Consider the following 24,666-nt stretch of genomic DNA (forward strand, 5'->3'; position numbering starts at 1 on the left):
TCCGGGAGACGGATACCGGCAATTCAGAAACCATGCGTTTCCAAATCTTATGCCAAGTCCGAAACTTCCCCATCCGGCAGCCCGAACTCGAACGTGTTCAGCGTCATCGAAACCATCGTGTAGTATCCGCACAGCCCGATGACCTCTGTCACGCCGCGCACCGTAAGCAATTCCAGCGCCGCGTCGTACAACGGCTTGGAGACGCCGTGCCCCTCGTGCAGCGATTTCGCGACGTCGTAGATCATCTGGCCCTTGGGGTCGTCGAAGGTGGGCGTGCGGCGGTCGCGGATGTCGTCGATGATTTTCGGGTCCATGCCGCCCTTCAGCGCCAGGCGCTTGTGCGCGAACCATTCGTAATGCGAGGTCCAGTGCCGTGCGGTGACGAGGATCGCGATCTCGGAAAGCTTTGCGGGAAAGATCGTGTTGAAACGAAGTTGCTCGCCGAGCCGCGTGGCATGCTTGGCCATCTGGGGGCTGTTGAGCCAGGCCATCATCGGCGCCGGCGCGGCGCCGCGCTTGCCGGCAATCGACTCGTCGTAGGTTTCTTTTTGCTCGGGGTTCATTTCGCCAGGCGAAAGCAACTTCAGCCGCATGTCGGTTTCCTCTTGTTTTTCAATCGTTGCCGCCTCTGCGATACACCCGATCCCGGCGCGTGACTACGGCTGACCGAGCATGGCGCGGCGCAGAGAGATGTTGAATTCCGCGATGCGGCGACTAAGGTCGTTTCAACTCGCCCCATATGGAAACGCACCATGTCCGATCCTGATCAATTCCGCCGTGAAACCCGCGCCTGGCTCGAGGCCAATTGCCCGCCGGAGATGCGCAAGCCCATGACCTCGGAAGGCGACACGTACTGGGGCGGCCGCAACGCCAAATTCTCTTCCGAACCGCAGCGCGTCTGGTTCGAGCGGATGCGCGACAAGGGCTGGACGGTGCCTGACTGGCCAAAGGAATATGGCGGCGGAGGGCTCGATCGCGCCGAGCACAAGGTGCTGCGCGAGGAAATGGCGGCGATGGGCGCGCGTTCGCCGCTGTCGAGCTTCGGCATCTGGATGCTCGGGCCGGCGCTGCTGAAATACGGCAACGAGGCGCAGAAGAAGGAGCATCTGCCTGACATCGCCGCGGGTCTGATCCGCTGGTGCCAGGGTTACTCCGAACCGAACGCCGGATCGGACCTCGCTTCGCTGCAGACCCGCGCCGAGAGCGACGGCGATGATTTCGTGATCACCGGCCAGAAGATCTGGACGTCGTATGCCAACTACGCCGATTGGATTTTCTGCCTGGTGCGTACGGATGCGTCAGCCAAGAAGCATGACGGCATCAGTTTCATTCTGTTCGACATGACGTCGAAGGGCGTCACGACCAAACCGATCCTCTTGATCTCGGGTGCCTCGCCGTTCTGCGAAACCTTCTTCGATGGGGTGCGGGTGCCGAAATCGCATGTGGTCGGCACCGTCAACCGGGGCTGGGATGTGGCGAAATATCTGCTGCAGCACGAGCGCGCGATGATCTCGGGCATGGGCGAGCGCGGCGTCGGCCGGCCGCTGGGGCAGGTCGCGGCCGATTCGGTCGGCAGCGACGAGCAGGGCCGGCTGGAGGATCCGATGCTGCGCGGCCAGATCTCGACCTTTGAGATCGACGAGGCGGCGCTGTCGGCGGCGGCGGAACGCGCGGTCGATCTGGCGAAAGCCGGCCAGTCGCATCCGGCGTTTTCCTCGGCGATGAAATATTACGGCACCGAACTCAACAAGCGCCGCCATGAAATCCTGATGTCGGCCGGCGGCGTCGATGCGCTGGAATGGGAAAGCGGGCGCTCCAAAGGCGGCGCCCGCCCGCGCGCCTGGCTGCGCACCAAGGCCAATTCGATCGAAGGCGGCACCTCGGAGGTGATGCTCGGCATCGTCGCCAAGCGGATCCTCGATCTGCCGGGGGCTTGAGGCGCTAACTGACGCCGGGGCACGCGAAGCATGAACCTCAGGTGCGCAATTGCGCACCGGGGAATCTCGAGGTTCCGGGTTCGCCGCTTCGCGCCGCCCCGGAACGACGATCTCAAAGATACTCGTTCGAAACACCTAGACTGGAATCCTCTCCATGGCACTCGTCCTCACCGAAGAACAATCCATGCTGCGCGACAGCGCGCGCGGCCTTATCAGCGACAAGGCGCCGGTGTCGCATCTGCGAGCCTTGCGCGATGCGAAGGACGCCACGGGATTTTCCCGCGAGCTCTGGAAGGCGTTTGCCGAGATGGGCTTTTCGGGCCTGCTGGTGCCGGAAAACTTTGGCGGCAGCGGGTTAGGCGCCGTCGAGGCAGGCGTGGTGATGGAGGAAATCGGCCGCACCTTGATGCCGTCGCCGTTTCTCTCGACCGCGGTGCTGGCAGCCTCCGCACTGACGCGCGGCGGCAGCGACGCGCAAAAGGCCGCGCATCTGCCCAAAATTTCTGACGGCTCGCTGCTCGCAGCGCTTGCGGTCGACGAGGGCGCCAAGCATCGTCCGTTGCAGACCAAGCTGCAGGCGTCGCGTTCCGGCAACGGCTTCAAGCTCAACGGCGCAAAAGCCTTTGTGGTCGACGGCCACACCGCCGATCTCCTGATCGTCGCGGCGCGCACGGCTGGCTCCGCCGGCGAGCGCAACGGGCTGACGCTGTTCCTGGTCGATCCCAAGTCCAAGGGCCTCGCGGTCGAGCGCACCGCGATGGTGGATTCGCACAATGCGGCGCGCATCGAATTCGACAATGTCGAGGTCAATGCGGACAGCGTGCTCGGCGAGGTCGATCAGGGCGGAGCATTGCTCGAAGGCGTGCTCAATATCGGCCGCGGCGCGGTCGCATCCGAAATGGTAGGCCTCAGCGAGGAAGTGTTCGGCCGCACCGTGACGTATCTGAAGGAGCGCAAACAGTTCGGCAAGCTGATCGGCGAATTCCAGGCGCTGCAGCATCGCGCCGCCGAGCTCTATATCGATATCGAGATCACGCGCGCTGCCGTGCTGAAGGCGCTGCAGACGCTCGATGGCGATTTCGCCAACGCCAGTGCCGCGGTTGCGGTTGCAAAGGCACGCGCCGGGACCACCGCGACGCGGGCGGTCCAGGAAGGCGTGCAGATGCATGGCGGCATGGGCATGACCGACCAGTTCGACATCGGCTTCTTCATGAAGCGCGCGCGGGTCTGCCAGGAACTGTTCGGCGACAGCAATTATCACGCCGATCAATTGGCGCGGATGAAGAGTTATTGAGAATCTAGGCAGTCATTCCGGGGCGCGCGTAGCGCGAACCGCAGGTGCGCAATTGCGCATCGGGGAATCTCGAGATTCCGGGTCTGGTGCTAACGCACCATCCCGGAATGACGGCGTTAACCGTCGTCACCTGATCGGCGGGGCGTACTGGATGCCGCCGTTGCTCCAGAGCGAGTTCAGTCCGCGCGGGATCTTCAGCTTGGATTCGGCGCCGACGTTGCGGTCATAAATCTCGCCGTAATTGCCGACATGGCGGATGATGCGGGCGGCCCAGTCCTTGGAGAGGCCGAGGTCCTCGCCATAGGCGCCTTCGGTGCCGACCAGCCGCATCACGTCGGGCTTTTTCGACTTCAGCGCCTCGTCGATGTTCTTGGAGGTGATGCCGAGCTCCTCGGCGTTGATCATCGCGTACAGCGTCCATTTCACGATCATCATCCAATCGTCGTCGCGCTGCCGCACCACGGGTGCCAGCGGCTCCTTCGAGATGACGTCGGGCAGGATGGTGTGATCGTCCGGCTTGGAGAGGTTGATGCGCAGCGCGTAAAGCTGGGAGACGTCGGCGGTCAGGGTGTCGCACTTGCCTTCATTATAGGCTTTGACGACATCGTCCAGCTTGGCGAATTTCATCTCCGTGTATTTCATGTTGTTGGCGCGGAAATAATCCGCGACGTTGAGCACGGTGGTGGTGCCGTCCTGCACGCAGATCTTGCTGTTGTTGAGGTCCAGCCCGGAATCGATCTTGCGCGAGGCCGGCAGCATGAAGCCTTCACCGTCATAATAGGCGACGGCCGGGAAATAGAGCGCGTTGTTGACCTCGCGCGACATGCTCCAGGTGGAGTTGCGCGAGAGAATGTCGACCTTGCGGCTCGACAGCTCCTTGAACCGCTCGCTGGCGTCGAGGGGAATGAACTTCGCCTTCTTGGGATCGTCGAAGATCGCAGCCGCCACCGCGCGGCAGAAATCGACGTCGAATCCGGTCCAGTCGCCCTTGTCGTCGGGGATCGAGAAGCCCGGCAGGCCCTTGTTGACGCCGCACAGCAGTTCGCCGCGCTTCAGCGTCCGCTTCAGGGTCTTGGTGTCATAGCGTTCATATGTGATTGCGCCAGCCGCGACCGCGATTGCGACCGCCAGCCCAATGAGGAGGCCGCCTCGAAAATTACGTAGCATTTTTTAACTCACCAATTTCAGGGAAATGGATCTGCGGAAGAGACGGCGCCGTCGCAATTACAGTTCGGGCTTCTGCCGGATGATCACCTTGGTGCCGACAGGAACGCGCTCATAGAGATCGGCGACGTCGGCGTTGACGAGCCGGAAGCAGCCGGACGAGACGGCGGTGCCGATGGTGTCGGGGCGATTGGTGCCGTGAATGCGGTAGACGGTGGTGCCGAGATACATCGCCCGCGCACCGAGCGGGTTACCGGGGCCGCCGGCCATGAAGCGCGGCAGATAGGGCTGGCGTTGAATCATTTCCGGCGGCGGCGTCCAATCCGGCCATTCCTTCTTTTGCGTGATGTTGACGAGTCCCTGCCACGTGAAACCCTCGCGGCCGACGCCGATGCCGTAGCGCAGCGCGCGGCCGCCGCCCTGGATCAGATAGAGATGGCGCTCGGCCGTGACCACGATGATGGTGCCCGGCGCTTCGTTGGTGCGGTAGAGCACCGCCGTCTTCCTGAACTGCGGATCGAGCTGGACGGATTCGTCGGCGACCAGCCCAGGCTGGTCACCCACATCGGGCTGCCGCAGCTGCGCGTTGCTCTGCGAGGCTGAGAGGATCAGACCGCTGGTTGCGATCATCATCCAGATCAGGTGCCGAAACTTCGTCATTGCGGAGCTCTCCTTGTTGGCGCGTTGGCCAATTGGTTGGCGCTTCTAGCCAAATCAGCGGAACCATCAAATCTCAGGGCTAGCTTGATGGCAAGTTTAGGGCAGCAGGGCCGGTATCTTGCTGGAATGGCTTCTATTTTTGTTCATCCCGATCGCGGCTGATTGTGACAGACGGCTCATTTCGGCGCGATCCAGAGTCGCAGGCCGTAGGAGATCAGCGTCACCGTGCCAACGCCGCCGAGCCACAGCGCGGCAAACCACAGCAGGCGCTGCGTCAGCGGCCGCGGTGTCGGCTCGCTGGATTCCTGATTAGACGCGTTTTTTTGACGCGAACCGGGGTCCACTTCGCTGGAAAACGCTTTGGTCATCAGTGATAGCCGCTTCCGGCTTTGACCTTGCCGCGGAACACCCAATAGGCCCACGCGGTATAGCCGAGGATCAGCGGTATGAGAATCGCGACGCCGACCAGCATGAACAGCTGGCTGTTTGCGGGCGAGGCCGCCTGCCAGATCGTGATGCTCTGCGGCACGATATAGGGATACATGCTGATGCCGAGCCCGGCATAGGACAGCGCGAACAGCGCCAGCGTCAGGAAGAACGGCTGGTAGTCATATTTGTTGGCGAGGCTGCGCAGCAACATCACGGTGACGGCGGCCACCGCCACCGGCACCGGAGCGGTGAGGATGATGTTGGGCCAGGCGAACCAGCGATGGGTGTACTGCACATGCAGGAACGGCGTTGCAATGCTGACGATGCCGATGGCGCACAGCATCGCGACCAGCAGCAGCCAGCTTAGCTGATAGGCGCGGTCGCGCAATTCGCCTTCGGTCTTCATGACAAGCCAGGTCGAGCCGAGCAGTGCATAGCCGATCACGAGCGCGACGCCGGTGAGGATGCTGAACGGCGTCAGCCAATCCCACCAGCCGCCGGCATAATGCCGCCCCGAGACCTGAATGCCCTGCAAGATCGCGCCGAGCGCGATGCCCTGCGCCAGCGTCGCCAGCAGCGAGCCGCCGGCAAACGCAATGTCCCAGCGGTTGCGTTCGCGCGTGGTGCGCCAGCGGAACTCAAAGGCGACGCCGCGGAATACCAGGCCGAGCAGCATCACGATCATCGGCGTGTAGAGCGCCGGCATCAGCACGGCATAGGCCAGCGGGAACGCCGCCATCAGGCCGCCGCCGCCGAGCACCAGCCAGGTCTCGTTGCCGTCCCAGACCGGGGCGACGCTGTTCATGATGACGTCGCGGTCTTCCTTCTTCGGGAACAGCGGAAACAGGATGCCGAGCCCGAGATCGAAGCCGTCCATCACGACATAGACGAACACCGCAAAGGCGATGATGAAGGCCCAGATGGTCGGAAGGTCGATGGGGATCATCGCGCGGCTCCTTCGGCGACAGCACCGGCGGCCGGCGTGATGCCGGCGGCGCGCGCCGGGACGTCGCTGCGCGGACCTTCCTCGCCGTGATGCGGCGGCTGTGCCATCAGGCGCAGGAGGTAGATCACGCCGGCGGTGAACACCACGAAATAAACAATGATGAAGGCGATCAGCGACGAGGCGACCGCGGGCGCAGCCAGTGGCGACGCCGAATCCACCGTTCGCAGCAATCCATACACCGTGTAAGGCTGACGCCCGGTCTCGGTGGTGATCCAGCCCGCCAGCACTGCGATGAAACCCGACGGAGCCATCGCGACCGCAAACATGTGCAGCAGACGCGAATTGTACAGCGTACCGCGGAAGCGCATCAGCAGGCTGAGCAGGCCGAGCCCCATCATCAGGAGCCCCATGCCGACCATGATCCGGAACGACCAGAAGGTGATCGGCACCGGCGGCCAGTTTTCACGCGGCACGGTGTCAAGGCCGGCCATCGGCGCGTCGAGGGAATGTTTGAGGATCAACGAGCCCAGTTTGGGGACTTCGATCGCGTAGTCCATCCTGCCCGCGGCCTGATTGGGCCAGCCGAACAGAATCAGCGGCGCGCCGTCCTTGTGGCTCTGGAAATGGCCTTCCATCGCCATGATCTTCACCGGCTGATGCTCCAGCGTGTTGAGCCCGTGCTGGTCGCCGGCGAGGATCTGGAGCGGGGCGACGATCGTCGCCATCCACATCGCCATCGAGAACATCACACGCGGGCCGGCCAGATGCGGGTCGCGCAGCAGATGCCAGGCGCCGACCGCGCCGACCACCAACGCGGTGGTCAGGTACGCCGCCAGCACCATGTGCACGAGCCGGTAAGGGAATGATGGATTGAAGATCACCTTGAACCAGTCGACGGCGATGAACTGGCCTTCGGCATTGAGGGCGTGACCTGTGGGGGTCTGCATCCAGGAATTGGCCGACAGAATCCAGAACGCTGAAATCAGCGTGCCGACCGCGACCATCAGCGTCGCGAAAAAATGCAATCTGGGGCCGACGCGATCGAGCCCGAACAGCATTACGCCGAGGAAACCCGCCTCGAGGAAGAACGCCGTCAGCACCTCATAGGCCATCAGCGGGCCGATCACGGGGCCAGTTTTGTCCGAGAACGCCGACCAATTGGTGCCGAACTGGTAGGACATCACGATGCCCGACACCACGCCCATGCCGAAAGCGACGGCGAAAATCTTCAGCCAGTAATTGAACAGGTTGATATAGACCTCGCGCCGGGTCCACAGCCACAGCGCTTCAAGCACCGCGAGATAACTGGCGAGCCCGATCGAGAAGGCCGGGAATACGATGTGGAACGACATCGTGAAGGCAAACTGCGCCCGGGCCAATACAACGGCATCCCAGCCTTCGAACATCGGCACCACCTATCGCAGCTAACCTGGCGTGAAACCTATCATGCCGGATGCGATAACAGTACCGCGGCTTTTGCAGCAGAGGTCCTCTATCCGGACAATGTTCCGGCATCCGGAGGCGTATTGAGACGCCGAATGATTTCTGCGCGCACGGCACGTGCGGCATTTTCGTCGTGCTTTGTCGGGCTGCAGAAGGTCTGGCCGGTGTGCAGCCGAATGCTGATGGTGCAGGTCCGGTCCTTGGAATCGGGATCGTCGACCTCGATCGCTGCGACGTCACCTGCATGGATCGTCTCGGCGGATGGCTTGCCGCTTAATGCAATCCGCTCGACACGGATCTCGCCTTGCCGAATGAACCAGCACGCGCCGGCGAGGCGGTGCGCGTAGCGGTAGAGAGCAAAGGCAGCGAGAAAGCCGAGCGGCAAGAGCAATCCGAGCGCCATCTCCCACTCGCCGATCCAGAATGCGATGAGGAATGGCAGAGCGCACAGGCCGGCCACAACCGGCACGGCCATTCGAATCACGCGGCCCAGATCGGAGCTGACCGGCGAGCCAAGGGTGATCTCGGCGTTGCCGGCCTCGAGCGGGTTGTCGATGGGCGCGGCATCGGGACAACCGAGCAATCCCGTAACAATTGAGGCGGTTTCGTTGACGCGCGTGATGTCCGGCAGCGGTGGCGAGATCAAGACACCCCCTGAGGCCAGCCTGCACACGAGGCTGAAACTCGCGGGATAGCTGAACCTGTTCTTGCGGACGCGAACCTCTGCGATGTCGTGATGGCTGATCATTCGCTTGTGCACCTGACCAAGCGGACGCTGCTCGCCGATCAGGATGCCATCTTGCGTGATGATCCAGGCCACATTGCGCTCAAGGGCGGCAACGCCGATCAGGAACAATCCGAGCGGCACGACCCAGAGTGCAGGAATGAATGGTCGGCCGCCCGAGGCCCAGGTAAGCAGGCCCGGGACAATAATCAGAAGAATTACAGCGCCGGAGCCCGCCTGGACAAACCTTTCCCTGAGCGAGGATCCCTTGCGCAGCCGAACTTCATCCGGGTTTGCCGCAGCTTCCATTGTCAGCGGCAAACATCACGACCGGCTCGATCGCGTCAAGCAGGAAGCGCACCATTACTCGATCACGATCTCGCCGGTCATGCCGAGGTCGGCGTGGGTCTTGCCGTCGGCGCCCTTGATGTCGCAGCGCAGGTCGGTGACGCGGCCGGCGGCGACCGGTACCAGCCACCATTCGGCGGAGTGGCCCGGATAGACTTCGATCTCGCGCATCGCGCCCTTGAATTCGGCCAGCGTCACGCCCTTGCCGTCGCGCTGTTGCGTGACCTGCACTTTGCGCGTCCATACCATCGCCGAGAACGCATGCGAGGTGAAATAATGCGGGTCGTTGCTGTCGTTGCGCAGGATCAGTTTGTAGAGCTTGCCGGTCTCGAACTTCAGTTGCTTCGGCGTGAATTCATGCTTGCCCGGCGAGCCCAATGCGACGGTGACCTCGATCGGCGTCTGCCGCGACAAATCGCCGGCCGCGATCGCCCCGCCCGAGACGAGGCCGAGCAAAACAGACGCGCCGATGGCTGCGCGATACGAGACGAACATGGTGGCCTCCCCCTGTGATCCTTGAAATCCCTAAAGTCAGGTCATGACGATAATGCAAATGCGAATTAGTTGCAAACTAGTCCTGAACGATAGCTGAGGGAGCGGATCGCACCCGCCAAATACAGAGCGACCCGGGCGGGGGGCATCCCGGCCGGGTCGTTGGAGGTTCTTGGGAGGTTAAGCCTTGGTCGGTTAAAGCTTGGTCGGCTCGTCAGAAACTTGTTTAGCGAACGGCGTCCGGGATCACACAGACCTCAGCGGCGCTCTTGGTGCTGCAATCGACCACTTGTTCGCGCACGAACATCGAACCGGTATCGCGCTGGGCGCGGGGCGAGACGTTCTGGGCGGACAGTGAAGCGAGGGTGGCGACCGCGCCGAGCGGGACAATGAAGAGGCGGAAGGACGGCTTCAGCATGTTCGCTCTCCTGTTCGGCGTTGGTGTTGCGTTGTTGATGATAGGTATAGGGGCAGAGTTTTTCCGGGTGATGTCGTGGATTGTTTCATTTGTTTCGTCGCCTTTAATCTTTGGCTTCGAAATCGACCCGGTTTCTGCTCCCTATGCCAATCTAACTGATTGAAATATCTAAGTTTTATGCGGCGATGCTGTCCACGCCGGCGACCTTAAGCAAGTCGGCCAATTGTTTGCGGGCGTAGAACATCCGGGTCTTCACCGTGCTCTGGGGAATACCGATGATCGCGCCGGCCTCTTCCACCGACTTCTCGTGGTAGTAGACCAGGTTGATGATCTCGCGGTGCGCCGGCGACAGCTTGGCGACACAGGCGCGCAGGATGGCGCTGGTGTTGCTGCGGTCGAGCGACGCTTCCGGGGTGTCGGCTTCGTCGGCGATCTCGAGCACGTCGTCCTGATCGATATCCTCATGCTTGCGCTGGCGCAGCGCGGTCAGCGCCTTGAAGCGGGCGATCGACAGCAACCAGGTCGAAACCTGGGAGCGGCCTTCGAATTGGCTGGCGGTGCGCCACACGTCCAGAAACACCTGGCTGACGAGGTCTTCCGCCATCGTGGTATCGCGCACCATGCGCAGGATGAAGCGGTAAACCCGTACGTGATGCCGGGAATAAAGCACGTGCATCGCCGTGCGGTCGCCTTTGGCAATGCTCTCCAGCAGCGATTCGTCCGATGTCGCGCGGGCATCGGCAATGTGCTTGCGGGCTGCAGCGTTGATGGCAATCACGTTCGGCATGACAAACTCCCAGTTCGCCGCTTGGCGGCGTGTCGTTGGGAGATTTCTAGTTAACGAACGTTTCGGGATGTCTGCACGGAAGGGGGAAAATGGTTTCGTGCCGGGGAGAATTGTTTCGTCACAGCGGCTGCGACGAAACATTTCGGGCGAAAATGATAATGATTTCAATGTGCGGAAAATTGGAGGATTTCAGATCGAAAATCGTTCCGCAGTGCGGGAGAAATTGTCGTCCCGGCGAAGGCCGGGACCCATACGCCGCAGCCAATCTTGTTGGAACAGGACAACGACCAAACGTGCAGAATCACGACTGTAGGTGGTTATGGGTCCCGGCCTTCGCCGGGACGACGCTGATTTTCGCGGCTAACCCTTCTCGCCGGTCGGCGAGAACAGGTAGCCGCCGCCGCGGATGGTGCGGATCACGGCGGGCTTGGTCGGGTCGATCTCGATCTTGCGCCGGATCCGCATGATGCGGAGGTCGACCGCACGGTCGAACGCTTCGGCGTCGCGCGCATTCGCCAGCTCCAGCAGCCGCTCGCGCGACAGCACCCGCTTCGGATTGGCGGCGAACACCTTCAACAGGCCGAATTCGGACGCGGTCAGCGGATGCTCGTTGCCTTCGTCGTCGCGCAACGCCTGGGCCTCGAGATCGAGCCATTTGGTGCCGAACCGCACCAATTGCTCCTTTTCCGCCTTGGCGCCGGCGGCCTCGGGCGTCGCCGCCTTGACCGGCGCACTGCGGCGCAGCACCGAGCGGATGCGCGCCATCAATTCGCGCAGCTCGCAGGGCTTTGCGATGTAATCGTCAGCCCCAAGCTCAAGGCCGACGACGCGGTCGATCGGGCTTGCGGTCGCCGTCAGCATGATGACGGGGACGTTGATGCGGCTTTTCAGGTCGCGGATGATCGAGAGCCCGTCTTCCTCGGGCATGTTGAGGTCGAGCACGACGAGGTCGGGCACATTGGTTTCGATGACGCCGCGCAGGCTCTTGCCGCCGTCGCATAGCGTCACGGCGAAACCGTGCATCTTGAGGTAATCGCCGACCATTTCGCGGGCCGGCGCCTCGTCGTCGACGATGATGATGTGCTGGCTCTGGCTCATGATGTCTCTGCTGCAGGCAGTGTAACCGTAAACGTCGACCCCTGTCCGGGGCCGGGACTATCCGCGGTCACATGGCCGCCATGCATGTCGATAATGCGTTTGACGATCGATAGACCGAGGCCGGTCGAGCTTTCGCCCGCGGTCGGCTTGGCTGACAGCCGCTGGAAGCGGCCAAACAGCCGGCCGAGATCCTCGGGCGACAGGCCCGCGCCCTCGTCCGTGATCCGCACGACGGTGTTGTCACCCTCATGGGTGACGCCCACCGTGATCTTGCCGCCGATAGGTGAATATTTGATGGCATTGCTGACCAGATTGTCGATCGCCTCGCGGATCCGGTCGACGTCACACATGGTGACGAAATTCGGCGGCGCGGAGACGTTGATGGTCTGCTGCTTGTTCACGGCCGAGGGCAGATTGGCGTCGGTGACTTCGGCCACCAGGGCGCCGACGTCGACCGGCTCGCGGCGGATGGTGATGTCGAAGGCGTCCGCCATCGCATCCGAAATCAGATGATCGACCATCGAGGTCAGGCGCTTGGTGGCGTCGCGGATGTGGTCGACCTGCGCAGTGACGTTTTCCTTCGGCGAGCCGGCGCTGATCAGTTCGTTCAGCATTTCGGTGCGGCCGAGAATGACGCCGAGCGGGTTTTTCAGGTCGTGGGCGACGGTGCCGAGGATTTCATTCTTGAAGCCGTTGGCGCGCTGCAGCCGCAGCCACTGCGCCGAAAGCCGGCGGTTGGCCTGCATCAGCGCGCGGGTGCGCTGGGCGACGCGGTCTTCGAGCTGGGTATTGGCCGCGTGCAGCTGCTGGTAGAGGATCACATTGTCGAACGCGATCGACAGCCGGCTGGAGAAAATCTCGACCAGCGCGCGATCGGTGTCGGAAAGCTGGCGCTCGGCCTGCAGCAGCACCACGACCTCACGGCCAGAGCCGGTGCGCAGGTAAAGCACGCTGCGGTGGTCGGCGAACTCGTTCTTGCGGCGCGTGAAGGCGTCTTCCACCATCTGCCGCAAATCCGGATCGAGTGATTTTGAACTGGTCGAGCCGATGAAGCGGCTGTAGCAACCCGAGCCCGCCAGCACGGAGAATTCGCTGCCGGGGGCGCCGTCGTCGCGCAGCACCAGTATACCGGCGCAATCGACATTGAGCAGCGAAGCCAGTTGCGTCAACACCCCTTCGGCGAGGCGCTGCATGGATTTGAAATCATACAGGGTGGAGGCGGCGTCGATGATGATTTCGAGCCCGCGCCTTGTCTGCACCATGCGCTCGAGCTGCTGATAGCTGCGCAAGGCGGCGGTCAGCGAGGTGAACAGCTTGTCGGCGGTGAGCTCGGTTTTGGCCTTGTAGTCGTTGATGTCGTACTGGACGATGACGCGGCGCTCCGGCGCCTGGCCGGGCTGGCCGGTGCGCAGGATGATGCGGACGGTCTCGTTCTTGATGTCGTTGCGGATGTACTCGACGAGGTCGAGGCCGGCGACGTCGGTTTCCATGATGACGTCGAGCAGCACGGCGGCGATATCGGGATTGTCGCGCATCAGGACGCGGCCTTCAGCCGCGGAATAGGCGGAGAGGATTTCCAGCGTGGCGCCGTGGAGGTTGTAGTCGCTCAGCGCAAACCGGGTGCCTTCATGCACCGCCTGATCGTCGTCGATGACGGCGATCTTCCATTTGCGTACAGACGAATCATCCGGGGCGGTTTCGGAATCGTCGATCAGGTGGAGGACATCGTCCTGTTCGGCCATTGAGGGGTTCCGTCGGCTGCTGCGTCTGTGATAGTGGGTCCGCTGGTTACGATTCCCTTGGCGACCTTAGGCATGATAATGCGGAAAGTGGTGCCTTGTCCTAGCCTTGACTCCAGCATCATCCGGCCGCCGAGCTGTTGAGTGACAAGATTATAGACGATATGCAAGCCCAGTCCGGTACCGCCCTCGTTGCGGCGCGTGGTAAAGAACGGATCGAACGCCTGCCGCTGGACGTCCGGCGTCATTCCGGCCCCATTATCGGCAAAAATGATTTCGACATCGTCACTGCCGCGGGCCCGTGCCGAAAGCGAGATCGCGCCGGAACGGCCGTCGGCGAAGGCATGATTGGCTGCGTTGAGGAAAAGATTGGTTAAAATCTGGCCGTAGGAGCCGGGATAGCCGTCGATCAACAGACCCTCCGGCACGTCGACCGACAGCGTAATCGTCGCCTTCTTCAACACCGGGCGCAGGCTCGCGACGATCTGGTCGGTGGCCTCGCTGAGGCTGAATTGCCGCCGCTCGGCATGGGAGCGGTCCACCGCCACCTGCTTGAACGACTGGATCAGTTCGCCGGCACGGTGCAAATTGGCCACCAGTTGCCCGGCGGCGTCGCGCGAGCTCTTGACGAACTCGTCGAGCTTGGAGCGGCGCAGCGGCTCGGTGCGCAGCTCGGTCTCGAAGATTTCCGCGCGGCGCGCGAAGCTCGATGCCACCGTCAGGCTGATGCCGATCGGGTTGTTGACCTCGTGGGCGACGCCGGCGACCAGGCCGCCCAGCGCCGCCAGCCGTTCGGCGTCGATCAGGTTCTGCTGGGCGGCATTGAGTTCGAGCAGCGCGCCCTCGGCCTTTTCCTTCGACGCGCGCAGCTCGTCCTCGGTCTTGCGTTTGGCGATGGCGTTTTCGCGGAACACCTCCACCGCGCGCGCCATCGCGCCGACCTCGTCCTTGGCGGTGGTGCCCTGCACGGCGCGATCGTAATTGCCCGAGGTGATCGCGTGCATCGACGCCATGATCTGCTGCAGCGGCAGCCGGATCGAGAGCGCGATCAGGACACCCGCGGACAGGATGATGCCGAGGAAGATCACGGCGATCGACAGCACCCGGCGCGAAATGCCCGCCAGCGTGCGGTCGAAGGTTTCCTGCGCCTTTTGCTCGCGCTGGCGCATCTTCACCGACAGGCTGTCGATCACGCCGATCGCATCGGCCTGGCTGGCGTCGATGGTGTTGCGCAACAATTCGGTCCGGATCGCAAGCTGCTCGGTCAGCTTCGCCAGTCCCTCGCGCAACGCCAGGGTTTTCGCATGCAGCCGCGTCAGCGCCATGCGCTGCAAATCATTGTCGGCAAGGTCGGACATCACCGGGATGGTTTTTTCGATCGTCTCGGTATTGCGGCGGGCGTCCTCGGCCGACGCCGACGCCAGCGAAAGGTAATAGGCGTTGGCGGCGACCAGCATCCCGGTAAACGCCTCGCGGGATTTTCCGAGCGACGGCCAGATCAGCGCATCGCGGTGCCCGGTGGCGCCCTCGATGATGGAATAGAGCCCGGCCATGTCCCTGGCCGGGCCCAGCACCTGTTGCTCGTAGGTTTTAGAGATCGTCGCCTGCACCGCGCGCAGTTCGCCGAAACCGTTGAGGAAGCGGTCGGTGACCTGCTCGAGCTGCTCGACCGAGCCCGAAAGCATCGGGTCGTTCGAGGCGCGGTTGGTCAGTGTGCCGAGCACGGCTTCGCGCAGCAGCAGGATCTCCGCGAATAGTTCCGGGCTCGGCTGGTTGATGTAGCGATGGATCAGGTTCTGCAGCCGGCTGGTTTCGCTTTCAAGCAGCGCCAGGATCTTGTCGGATTCCCTGACGTGGCGAACATCTTCCCAGGCCGAACCGAGCACCTTGGCGCCGTTCCATATCAGCGCGGCCAGCACCACGACCACGGCGGAGTTCAAGGCCGCGATCGACAGGATGCGCCAGCGGATCGGGACCGCGCGCAGCACCTGGACGATGCGAATACGGCCGCGTGCGGCGAGGCTCGCCGGCCGTTCCACTGATCCGTCTTGTTGCGAGGTTGCGGCCAACTCACTGCACCTTGCGAATTCGTTCAATGAGCTGCGCAATCGCGGGGTCTTGCTGCGCCTTGGCGTAAATTCCCGCCATCGCCGCCTCGAGCGGCTTGCGGTCGAAATCGGTGACGATCTTGACGCCGGCGTCTTCCGCCTGCTTGCGCGAGCGCTCTTCGAGATCGCGCCATTTTTCGCGCATGAAGCGGCTCGAGCGCTGTGCGGCTTCGCGAAAGGCCTTCTGGTCTTCGGGCGACAGGCTAGACCACGCCTTTTTTGACATCACCAGCACTTCCGGGCTCATCGTATGTTCGGTGAGGGTGTAGAAGCCGGCGAATTTGTAGTGATCGGTGGTGACAAAGGACGGCCAGTTATTCTCGGCGCCGTCGATCAATTTGGTCGAGAGTCCGGTCAGCACCTGACCGTAGGGCAGTGCGACCGGATCGGCGCCGAGCGAGCGGATCATCTCGACCATCTGCTCGGATTGCTGCACCCGAATCCGCAAGCCCTTGAGGTCGGCCATCGAGGTGACCGGACGGACGTGGTTGTAGATCGAACGGGCGCCGGAATCGTAGAACGCGAGGCCGACGAAGCCGTAAGGTTCGAAGCTGTCCAGGATCTCGTTGCCGATCGGACCATCCAGCACCTTCTGCAAATGCTCGATGGAGCGGAACAGAAACGGCATCGCCAGCACATTCATCGCCGGCACCATGGTCCCGATCAATGCGACGTTGGTACGATTGATATCGATGGCGCCAGCGCGGGTCTGCTCCAGGGTTTCCTTTTCCTCGCCGAGCTGGCGCGAATGGAACACCTTGATCTTGTGGCGGCCGCCGGTGCGTTCCGCAACCAGGCTGCCCATGTAGTGCAGCGCCTGCACGGTCGGATAACTCTCGTTCTGGGTATCGGCGGCGCGAAATTCGCGCGCAAAAACGCTCGTTGCGGCCGCTGTCAGGAACAACGCCAGAACAAGCATTATGATCCGCGAAAGGTCGGCGCGGCGATACACAGGCAACAAATCCCCTTGTGAAGAAGTCTGCGGCGGGAAGAAAAGGTTCAATGTTTTTTTAGCAGAAGGCGCCCACACTTGGCTATCCGGAGCCGCTGCAATCGTTAATTGTGCGGTGCGACGGCGGTGGTGGATTGAAACGGCGGGCGCGGGCATCTATGAGGGCGCAGCGCGCAGATTTGGTCGCGGTCCTGACAAGCGGTTTTGGCAAAGTGATTCATCAGTGAAGTCGGTCTTGAGGTTGTTTCAGCCCGTCGCGCTCGCACTCACCGTGCTGGTAACTCCGGCGCAGGCGACCACCGAGATCATGTGGTGGCACGCGATGTCGGGTGAACTCGGCAAGCAGCTGGAGAAGCTCGCGACCGATTTCAACGCCTCGCAATCCGACTACCGGATCGTTCCGGCCTACAAGGGCAATTACACCGAAACGGTGACGGCGGCGATCTTCGCCTTTCGTTCACGCAGCCAGCCCGCCATCGTTCAGGTCAACGAGATCGCGACCGCGACCATGATGGCGGCAAAGGGCGCGATCTATCCGGTGTTCGAGTTGATGCGCGACCAGTCGGAGCCGTTCTCGCCGGCTGCCTATCTGCCGGCCGTCGCCGGCTATTATTCCGACGTCGCCGGCAACATGCTGTCGTTCCCGTTCAACGCCTCGACACCGATTCTCTATTACAATAAGGACCTTTTCCGCGCCGCCGGTCTAGATCCCGAAGTGGCGCCGAAAACCTGGCCCGAAATTGGGGCTGCGGCGAAGAGGTTGCGCGCGGCGGGCGCGGTCTGCGGCCTGACCACCTCCTGGCCTTCCTGGATCAATGTCGAGAATTTTTCGGCATTCCACAACCTGCCGCTGGCGACCAAGGGCAATGGGTTTGGCGGTCTCGACGCCGAGCTGACCTTCAACAACCCGAGCGTGGTGCGTCACATCACGCAACTGGCGGAATGGCAGGCCACGAAAGTGTACGACTATAGCGGCCGCGGCCAGTCGGCCGAGCCGCGCTTCCAGAAGGGCGAGTGCGGAATCTTCATCGGCTCGTCGGCGACCCGCGCCGACATCAAGGCCAATTCGAAATTCGAGGTCGGTTACGGCCTGATGCCGTATTATCCCGACGTGACTGGCGCGCCGCAGAACACCATCATCGGCGGCGCGACCTTATGGGTGCTGCGGGCCCGGCCACGCGCTGAATATACCGGGGTCGCGAAGTTTTTCGCGTTTCTGTCGAGGCCGGAAGTCCAGGCGGGCTGGCACCAGAACACCGGCTATCTGCCGATCACCCGCGCCGCCTTCGATCTCTCACGTGCGCAGGGGTTCTATGATCGCAATCCCGGAGCGGCGATCTCGATCGAGCAGATGACCTTGAAGCCGCCGACCGAGCACTCCAAGGGAATCCGGCTTGGCTCGTTCGTGCTGATCCGCGACGCGATCGACGAGGAACTGGAGCAGGTCTTTAGCGGCAAGCGGACCGCGCAAGCCGCCCTCGACCTCGCCGCCGAGCGCGGCAACCGTCTGCTGCGCCAGTTCGAGCGGGCGAATCCGGACCGATAATTGTCATTCCGGGGCACGCGAAGCGTGAACCCGGAATCTCGAGATTCCGGGTTCGATGCTGCGCATCGCCCCGGAATGACGTCGAAAAAGTCGAGAATTGCCAATCATGTCTTCACTGCCGGCCCTCGCAGACTACGAAGCCTTCCACGCCTGGCGCGCCGACACGTCGCGCTGGCTGCCGATAGCGCTCGACATCGCGCACAGCCACGGCTTGAGGCCGACCGCGCCGCATGTTTTCGCGACCGGTACCAACCTCGTCATCGGCCTCGGCGACGACGAACTGATTCTGAAGCTCTTTCCGCCAATCCTTCGCGGCCAGTTTGTCTCCGAGCGCGCATCGCTGAGGCAGTTACGCGGACAATTGAGCATCCCGATTCCGGAAATCCTGTTCGAAGGCGAGCGCGACGGGTGGCCCTATCTCATCATCACGCGGCTGCACGGTGTCGTCGGCTCCGAGGTCTGGCCGAGGCTGCCTGAAGACCAGAAGGAACGCGTGCTTGCGCAGATCGGCGCGGCCATCGCCGAAGTGCAGCGCGCCCCGCTCGGAGAACTCGCAAACATCGAGCCGCAATGGGACCGGTTCATATCCAGGCAAATCGAGGGCTGCCACGCGCGGCACGAGCGCCTCGGGATGTCGGAGAAGTTTCTCGATGGCTTCGACGACATCCTGCGCGATGCCGCGACGCTTATTCCGCTGGACAAGCCGCCGGTCATCCTGACCGGCGAATACATTCCGGAGAACTTCTTGTTGAGCCAGCAAGGCACCGGCTGGCGCCTGTCGGGGCTGTTTGATTTCGGCGACGTGATGACCGGCTGGGGCGAATATGACCTGCTGGGTCCGAGCGCGTTCATGGCCGCGGGAAACCCACGGCGGATGCGCAGCCTGTTCGAAGGGTTCGGATACGCGCCCGCCGATATCAATCCGGCCATGAAACGGCGGCTGATGGCGCTGATGCTGTTGCATCGGGCCAGCGATCCGGTCCGGCATATCTGCATCGAGGACTGGCAGGGCAGGGCCGGCAACCTTTCCGAATTGCAGGACCTGGTGTGGCCGGTTTGACGGGTGCGACGAAACCGCACATCAAAGAGGCGTACAAAATTTCTGCTTAAAGAGCGGGCAATTACGCATCTTTGTATGCAATTTGAAGCTCGCTTCGTCGAGACAATTTGGTCAGATAATTGATATTACTATGTAATATCAATCTCTTATGGAGAGGTTAGCCCTTCATTAAGGTTTGGCACGAACCTTGCGATTCCCAGTTCCAAAGCCGTTTCCCTCGGGCGTTGGAGCATCACCATGAAGCGTCGCGATTTCCTGAAATCCGTCACCGGGGTCGCCGCCGGCGCCCTGGTGCCGGCGCCGGCCATTTTCTCCCCCGCCAAGGCCGATGCGCGGTCGGAGACGCTTCTGATCGTCTCGGAGGGCGGTCCCAACAACCTCGACATCCATGGCGTCGGCACCAACGTGCCCGGCTATGAAGTGTCGTGGAATTGCTACGACCGCCTGATCACCCACGAGATGAAGAGCGGTCCCGGCGGCGTGCCGTATTACGACCGCGACAAGTTCAAGGGCGAACTCGCCGACGACATGAAGATCGACGACATGTCGGTGACCTTCAAGCTGAAGAAGAACGCGAAATTCCACGACGGCACGCCGGTCGCGGCCAAGGACGTCAAATGGTCGCTCGATCGAGCGGTCTCGGTCGGCGGCTTTCCGACCTTCCAGATGAGCGCGGGCTCGCTGACCAAGCCCGAGCAGTTCGTTGTCGTCGACGACAACACCGTGCGCGTCGACTTTGCCAAGAAGGACCGGCTGACGATCCCCGACCTCGCGGTCATCGTACCCTGCGTCGTCAATTCCGAACTCGTGAAGAAGAACGCGAGCGAGAAGGACCCCTGGGGCCTCGAGTATACAAAACAGCAGACCGCCGGCTCAGGCGCGTACAAGCTGTCGAAGTGGACCGCCGGCACCGAAGTCATCATGGAGCGCAACGACGCCTGGGTCGGTGGCCCCCTGCCGAAGATCAAGCGCGTGATCTGGCGCATGGTGCCGCAGGCCGGCAACCGCCGCGCGCTGCTGGAGCGCGGCGACGCCGACATCTCCTATGAATTGCCGTTCAAGGATTTCCAGGAGATGAAGGCCAATGGCAAGCTCAACGTGGTGTCGCTGCCGTTCTCCAACGGCATCCAGTATATCGGCATGAACGTCACCAAGCCGCCGTTCGACAATCCCAAGGTGCGCCAGGCGATCGCCTACGCGCTTCCCTATCAAAAAATCATGGACGTCGTGCTGTTCGGCCTCGCCAATCCGATGTTTGGCGCGTCCGCCGACAAGGCCACCGAAGTGGCGTGGCCGCAGCCGACCAAATATTCCACCGATATGGCCAAGGCGAAGGCGCTGCTCGCGGAAGCCGGCTACGCCAGCGGTTTCGAGACCACGATCTCGTTCGATCTCAATTTCGCCGGGGTCAACGAGCCGCTCTGCGTGCTGGTGCAGGAGAGCCTCGCCCAGATCGGCATCAAGGCCACGATCAACAAGATCCCCGGCGCCAACTGGCGTACCGAGTTGAACAAGAAGGAGATGCCGCTCTACACCAACGTGTTCTCGGGCTGGCTCGATTACCCCGAATACTTCTTCTACTGGTGCTATCACGGCAACAATTCCGTCTTCAACACCATGAGCTACAAGTCGCCGGAGATGGACAAGCTGATCGACGGCGCGCGCAACGCGGCCTCGACCGGCGACAAGGCGGCCTACGACAGCGACGTGAAAGGTTTCGTCGATCTCGCCTACAAGGATATCCCGCGCATTCCGCTGTATCAGCCCTTCGTCAACGTCGCGATGCAGAAGAACATCTCCGGCTATCAATACTGGTTCCACCGAAGGCTCGACTATCGCGCGCTGGTGAAGGCGTAATCCGCCATGCTGACCATGATCGGCAAGCGGCTGATGTTTGCGATCCCGTCGTTGATCGGGGTCGTGATCGTGACGTTCCTGCTGACGCGGGCGCTGCCCGGCGATCCCGCCGCGTATTTTGCCGGGCCGGCCGCGACCAAGGAGGCGGTCGAGCAGATCCGGAAAAAACTCGGCCTCGACAAGCCGCTAATCGAACAGTTCTTCCGCTACACCAACGATCTCGCCCATGGCGATTTCGGCAATTCGCTGACCACCGGCCAGCCCGTCGCCGCCGAAATCCGCAATCGCCTGCCGGCTTCTGCCGAGCTGACGCTGCTCGGCCTGTTTGTTTCCATCGTGATCGCTATCCCGCTTGGCGTGCTGGCCGCCACCCGGCCCGGCTCGTGGATCGACCACCTCTGCCGGATAACGACGACGGCCGGCGTGTCGCTGCCGGTGTTCTTTACCGGCTTGGTGCTGGTCTATGTCTTCTATTTCCGGCTCGGCTGGTCGCCGGCGCCGCTCGGCCGGCTCGATGTGTTCTACAGCGCGCCGCCGACGGTGACCGGCTTCTATCTGATCGACACCCTGATCGCGCGCGACCTCGAGGCGTTTCGTTCCGCGCTGAGCCAGCTGATCCTCCCCGCAACGACGCTGGCGATCTTCTCGCTGGCGCCGATCGCGCGCATGACGCGGGCCTCAATGCTGGCGGTGCTGGCCTCGGATTTCGTCCGCACCGCGCGCGCCAGCGGCCTGTCGCCGGGCACCGTGATCGTCACTTACGCCTTCCGTAACGCGATGCTGCCCGTGATCACCACGCTCAGCATGGTGTTCTCGTTCCTGCTCGGGGCCAACGTGCTGGTGGAGAAAGTCTTCGCCTGGCCCGGCATCGGCTCCTACGCCGTGGAAGCCCTGATCTCGTCGGACTTCGCGCCGGTGCAAGGCTTCGTGCTGACCATGGCGGTCATGTACGTGCTGCTCAATCTGATCATCGACATTCTGTATGGCGTGATCGATCCGCGCGTGAGATTGGAAGGGTAATAAGCATGAGCACCGTTGCGCCTGCCGTCGAACCCGTCGGTCCCGCGCGAACCTCGGGACTATCGGCGATCTTCGAACATACCCGCTATGTGCTCGGCGAGAACCGCGTCACCGCCTTTGCCTTCGGGCTGCTGGTCGTGATCCTGTTCGCGGCGATATTCGGCCCCTATGTTGTTCCCTATGATCCGCTGGCAAGCGATACTTCAGCCGCGCTGAAGGCGCCGTCGGCGGCGCACTGGTTCGGCACCGATCAATTGGGCCGCGATATCTTCAGCCGCGTCATCGTGGCCACACGGCTGGATGTGTTCATCGCGGTGGCTTCCGTGGCGCTGGTGTTCCTGATGGGCGGGCTTGCCGGCATCGCCGGCGGCTATTTCGGCGGCTGGACCGACCGCATCGTCGGCCGCATCGCAGATACCATCATGGCGTTTCCGCTGTTCGTGCTGGCGATGGGCATCGTCGCTGCGCTGGGCAATACCGTGCAGAACATCATCATCGCGACCGCGATCGTGAATTTCCCGCTCTATGCCCGCGTCGCCCGCGCCGAGGCCAATGTCCGGCGCAACGCCGGCTTCGTGCAGGCGGCGCGATTGTCCGGCAATGGCGAGTTCCGGATTCTGCTGGTGCACATCCTGCCCAACATCATGCCGATCATGATCGTGCAGATGTCGCTGACCATGGGTTACGCGATCCTCAACGCCGCAGGCCTGTCGTTCATCGGCCTTGGCGTGCGGCCGCCGACCGCCGAATGGGGCATCATGGTCGCGGAGGGCGCCGGCTTCATGGTGTCGGGCGAATGGTGGATCGCGCTGTTCCCGGGCCTCGCGCTGATGATCGCGGTATTCTGCTTCAACCTGCTTGGCGATGGTCTGCGCGATATCGTCGATCCGCAGCGCAGAACTTGAGGGCGAGCCAATGACCGCGCAGCCATTGCTCGACGTCAACGACCTCACGGTGGAATTCGCCACACGGCGCGGCATCGTCAAGGCGGTGCAGCACGTCAACATCTCCGTGGCCAAGGGCGAGACCCTCGGCATCGTCGGCGAGTCCGGCTCCGGCAAGTCGGTGACATCTTACGCTGTGATGCGGATCCTCGACCGCGCCGGCAAGATCGCCGAGGGCTCGGTGATGTTTTCCGGCATCGACGTCAAGGCCGCGACTGAGAACCAGATGCGGGATTTGCGCGGCCGCGAAATCTCGATGATCTTCCAGAACCCGCGCGCGGCGCTCAATCCGATCCGCAAGGTCGGCGACCAGATCGAGGATGTGCTGCGCCAGCATGTGCAGTCAGCGGCCAGTGATCGCGGCGAGAAGGCGATCGAAGCGCTGGAACAGGTCAAGATCGCGCGGCCGCGCGAGCGGTACCACGCCTATCCGTTCGAGCTTTCCGGCGGCATGTGCCAGCGCGTCGTGATCGCGCTGGCGCTGGCCTGCAATCCGCAGCTTCTGATCGCAGACGAGCCGACCACCGGCCTTGACGTCACGACGCAGAAAGCCGTGATGGATTTGATCGTCGAACTCACAAAACGGCGCGGCATGTCGACCGTCCTGATCACGCATGACCTTGGCCTTGCCGCCGCCTATTGCGATCGCGTGGTGGTGATGGAAAAGGGCCGCGTGGTCGAGACCGCGAAATCCGCCGACATCTTCGCCAACCCCGAACATGCCTACACCAAGAAGCTGATGCGCGCGACGCCGCGGCTCGGCGTCTCCTTGCGCGATCTGTTGCCGGAGGAAGACGCGGCGGCGCTGCCGGCGCTGACTTCAGCTGGGCCGGCCGACAACGAAACCAAGCCGCTGCTGCTGGTCGAGAAACTGGTGAAGGAGTATCCGCGCCAGGGCGCCACGGCCGTGCTCGGCAAGCTGTTCTCGCGCAAGCCGCCGGTCGAGGCCGAACTGTTCCGCGCGGTCGACGGCATCAGCTTTACGGTCGGCCACGGCGAGAGCGTCGGTCTGGTCGGTGAATCCGGCTGCGGCAAATCCACGACGTCGATGATGGTAATGCGGCTTCTCGACCAGACCTCGGGCCGTATCGTGTTCGACGGCGACGAGATCGGCTCCATGCTGCCCAACGCCTTTGCGCGGCTGCCGCTGCGCAAAAGCATCCAGATGGTGTTCCAGGATCCGACCGACAGCCTCAACCCACGCTTCACGGCGGCGCGCGCCATCGTCGATCCGATCATGCAGCTCGGCGACATCAGGGGACGCGACGCGCTGCGCGCCCGCTGCGAGGAACTCGCCGGGCTGGTCGGTCTCCCCATTAATCTGCTCGATCGCTTTCCGCATCAATTGTCCGGCGGCCAGAAGGCCCGCGTCGGCATCGCCCGCGCGATTGCGCTGCACCCAAAGCTCGTGATCCTCGACGAGCCGACCGCGGCGCTCGACGTCTCCGTGCAGGCGGTGGTGCTCAATCTGCTGCAGGACCTCAAGGCGTCGATGGGTATGAGTTATCTGTTTGTCTCCCATGATTTGAATGTGGTGCGCCTGTTGTGCGATCGTGTCATCGTGATGCGCGCGGGACGAATCGTGGAGCAGGGCCCGTCTGAACAGGTCTTGGGCAATCCGCAGGACGCCTATACAAAGGAGCTGCTGACGGCGATCCCGCATCCGCCGTTGCCGGTTCACTCATAAACCTGGATGGGAG

General features: G+C 62.6%; 23 protein-coding genes. 9 read left to right on the forward strand and 14 right to left on the reverse strand.

The genetic code is table 11. The annotated features are described in order from the left end of the window. Positions 1–47: 47 nt before the first annotated feature. Positions 48–593, reverse strand: coding sequence for a carboxymuconolactone decarboxylase family protein (locus JQ611_RS01900; protein ID WP_212464358.1), 546 nt, complete (start codon positions 591–593; stop codon positions 48–50). A 159-nt stretch (positions 594–752) separates the two neighbouring features. Between JQ611_RS01900 and JQ611_RS01905 the strand changes: the two genes are divergently transcribed. Next, positions 753–1,937, forward strand: coding sequence for an acyl-CoA dehydrogenase family protein (locus tag JQ611_RS01905; RefSeq protein WP_212464359.1), 1,185 nt, complete (start codon positions 753–755; stop codon positions 1,935–1,937). Between the two features lie 154 nt (positions 1,938–2,091). Further along, entirely contained in the window at positions 2,092–3,231 is a 1,140-nt protein-coding gene (locus tag JQ611_RS01910) for an acyl-CoA dehydrogenase family protein (RefSeq protein WP_212464360.1), read from the forward strand. Between the two features lie 126 nt (positions 3,232–3,357). On the opposite strand, the gene JQ611_RS01915 is transcribed toward JQ611_RS01910, so the two are convergent. The 8 genes from JQ611_RS01915 to JQ611_RS01950 form a co-directional block, all read right to left on the reverse strand. Then, positions 3,358–4,398, reverse strand: a complete 1,041-nt coding sequence (locus JQ611_RS01915) for an amino acid ABC transporter substrate-binding protein (RefSeq protein ID WP_212464361.1) — start codon at positions 4,396–4,398, stop codon at positions 3,358–3,360. A gap of 57 nt (positions 4,399–4,455) precedes the next feature. Next, on the reverse strand, positions 4,456–5,055 hold the full coding sequence (locus JQ611_RS01920) for a L,D-transpeptidase (protein ID WP_212001779.1): 600 nt from the start codon (positions 5,053–5,055) through the stop codon (positions 4,456–4,458). 176 nt (positions 5,056–5,231) lie between these two features. Then, positions 5,232–5,333: a DUF2474 domain-containing protein gene (locus tag JQ611_RS01925; RefSeq protein WP_192735727.1), complete on the reverse strand. Its 102-nt coding sequence runs from the start codon at positions 5,331–5,333 to the stop codon at positions 5,232–5,234. An 89-nt stretch (positions 5,334–5,422) separates the two neighbouring features. Beyond that, entirely contained in the window at positions 5,423–6,430 is a 1,008-nt protein-coding gene (gene cydB, locus JQ611_RS01930; RefSeq protein ID WP_249132836.1) for a cytochrome d ubiquinol oxidase subunit II, read from the reverse strand. Beyond that, a complete protein-coding gene (locus JQ611_RS01935) occupies positions 6,427–7,836 on the reverse strand; it encodes a cytochrome ubiquinol oxidase subunit I (protein ID WP_212267404.1) in 1,410 nt (469 codons plus the stop codon). Before JQ611_RS01935 ends, cydB begins: the two co-directional genes overlap by 4 nt. A gap of 86 nt (positions 7,837–7,922) precedes the next feature. After that, entirely contained in the window at positions 7,923–8,906 is a 984-nt protein-coding gene (locus tag JQ611_RS01940) for a hypothetical protein (RefSeq protein WP_212464362.1), read from the reverse strand. A 54-nt stretch (positions 8,907–8,960) separates the two neighbouring features. Further along, positions 8,961–9,440 carry a hypothetical protein gene (locus JQ611_RS01945; protein WP_212267408.1) on the reverse strand — a complete coding sequence of 160 codons (480 nt, stop codon included), beginning with the start codon at positions 9,438–9,440 and terminating at the stop codon, positions 8,961–8,963. A gap of 223 nt (positions 9,441–9,663) precedes the next feature. Next, on the reverse strand, positions 9,664–9,855 hold the full coding sequence (locus JQ611_RS01950; RefSeq protein ID WP_212267410.1) for a hypothetical protein: 192 nt from the start codon (positions 9,853–9,855) through the stop codon (positions 9,664–9,666). Between JQ611_RS01950 and JQ611_RS01955 the strand changes: the two genes are divergently transcribed. After that, on the forward strand, positions 9,854–10,018 hold the full coding sequence (locus JQ611_RS01955) for a hypothetical protein (RefSeq protein ID WP_212267412.1): 165 nt from the start codon (positions 9,854–9,856) through the stop codon (positions 10,016–10,018). The genes JQ611_RS01950 and JQ611_RS01955 overlap by 2 nt on opposite strands. 12 nt (positions 10,019–10,030) lie before the next feature. Here the strand turns inward: JQ611_RS01955 and JQ611_RS01960 are convergent, their stop codons facing one another. From JQ611_RS01960 to JQ611_RS01980, 5 genes are all read right to left on the reverse strand, one after another. Next, positions 10,031–10,642, reverse strand: coding sequence for a sigma-70 family RNA polymerase sigma factor (locus JQ611_RS01960; protein WP_192735524.1), 612 nt, complete (start codon positions 10,640–10,642; stop codon positions 10,031–10,033). A gap of 360 nt (positions 10,643–11,002) precedes the next feature. Then, entirely contained in the window at positions 11,003–11,740 is a 738-nt protein-coding gene (locus tag JQ611_RS01965; protein ID WP_212001768.1) for a response regulator, read from the reverse strand. After that, on the reverse strand, positions 11,737–13,482 hold the full coding sequence (locus JQ611_RS01970) for a DUF3369 domain-containing protein (RefSeq protein ID WP_212267415.1): 1,746 nt from the start codon (positions 13,480–13,482) through the stop codon (positions 11,737–11,739). The genes JQ611_RS01965 and JQ611_RS01970 overlap by 4 nt, the downstream gene beginning before the upstream one ends. Next, positions 13,452–15,518, reverse strand: a complete 2,067-nt coding sequence (locus JQ611_RS01975) for an ATP-binding protein (protein WP_212464363.1) — start codon at positions 15,516–15,518, stop codon at positions 13,452–13,454. Before JQ611_RS01975 ends, JQ611_RS01970 begins: the two co-directional genes overlap by 31 nt. A 31-nt stretch (positions 15,519–15,549) precedes the next feature. Next, entirely contained in the window at positions 15,550–16,545 is a 996-nt protein-coding gene (locus tag JQ611_RS01980; protein ID WP_212464364.1) for a TRAP transporter substrate-binding protein, read from the reverse strand. A 229-nt stretch (positions 16,546–16,774) separates the two neighbouring features. On the opposite strand from JQ611_RS01980, the gene ugpB reads away from it, so the two are divergent. The 6 genes from ugpB (at position 16,775) to JQ611_RS02010 (ending at position 24,653) form a co-directional block, all read left to right on the forward strand. Beyond that, positions 16,775–18,085 (forward strand): sn-glycerol-3-phosphate ABC transporter substrate-binding protein UgpB, encoded by a 1,311-nt coding sequence (ugpB, locus tag JQ611_RS01985; RefSeq protein ID WP_409363332.1) that lies wholly within the window; start codon positions 16,775–16,777, stop codon positions 18,083–18,085. Between the two features lie 106 nt (positions 18,086–18,191). Beyond that, the gene (locus JQ611_RS01990) at positions 18,192–19,145 is read left to right on the forward strand and encodes a phosphotransferase (protein ID WP_212464365.1); all 954 of its coding nucleotides are present in this window, start codon (positions 18,192–18,194) and stop codon (positions 19,143–19,145) included. A 237-nt stretch (positions 19,146–19,382) separates the two neighbouring features. Beyond that, on the forward strand, positions 19,383–21,002 hold the full coding sequence (locus tag JQ611_RS01995) for an ABC transporter substrate-binding protein (protein WP_212464366.1): 1,620 nt from the start codon (positions 19,383–19,385) through the stop codon (positions 21,000–21,002). Positions 21,003–21,008: 6 nt separating this feature from the next. After that, positions 21,009–22,022 (forward strand): ABC transporter permease, encoded by a 1,014-nt coding sequence (locus JQ611_RS02000; RefSeq protein WP_212267432.1) that lies wholly within the window; start codon positions 21,009–21,011, stop codon positions 22,020–22,022. A gap of 5 nt (positions 22,023–22,027) precedes the next feature. After that, positions 22,028–22,927 (forward strand): ABC transporter permease, encoded by a 900-nt coding sequence (locus JQ611_RS02005; RefSeq protein WP_212267434.1) that lies wholly within the window; start codon positions 22,028–22,030, stop codon positions 22,925–22,927. Between the two features lie 10 nt (positions 22,928–22,937). Beyond that, positions 22,938–24,653, forward strand: a complete 1,716-nt coding sequence (locus tag JQ611_RS02010; RefSeq protein WP_212464367.1) for an ABC transporter ATP-binding protein — start codon at positions 22,938–22,940, stop codon at positions 24,651–24,653. Positions 24,654–24,666: the final 13 nt, after the last annotated feature.

Origin of the sequence: Bradyrhizobium sp. AUGA SZCCT0182, from assembly GCF_018130185.1 — a bacterium.
Classification (GTDB): domain Bacteria; phylum Pseudomonadota; class Alphaproteobacteria; order Rhizobiales; family Xanthobacteraceae; genus Bradyrhizobium.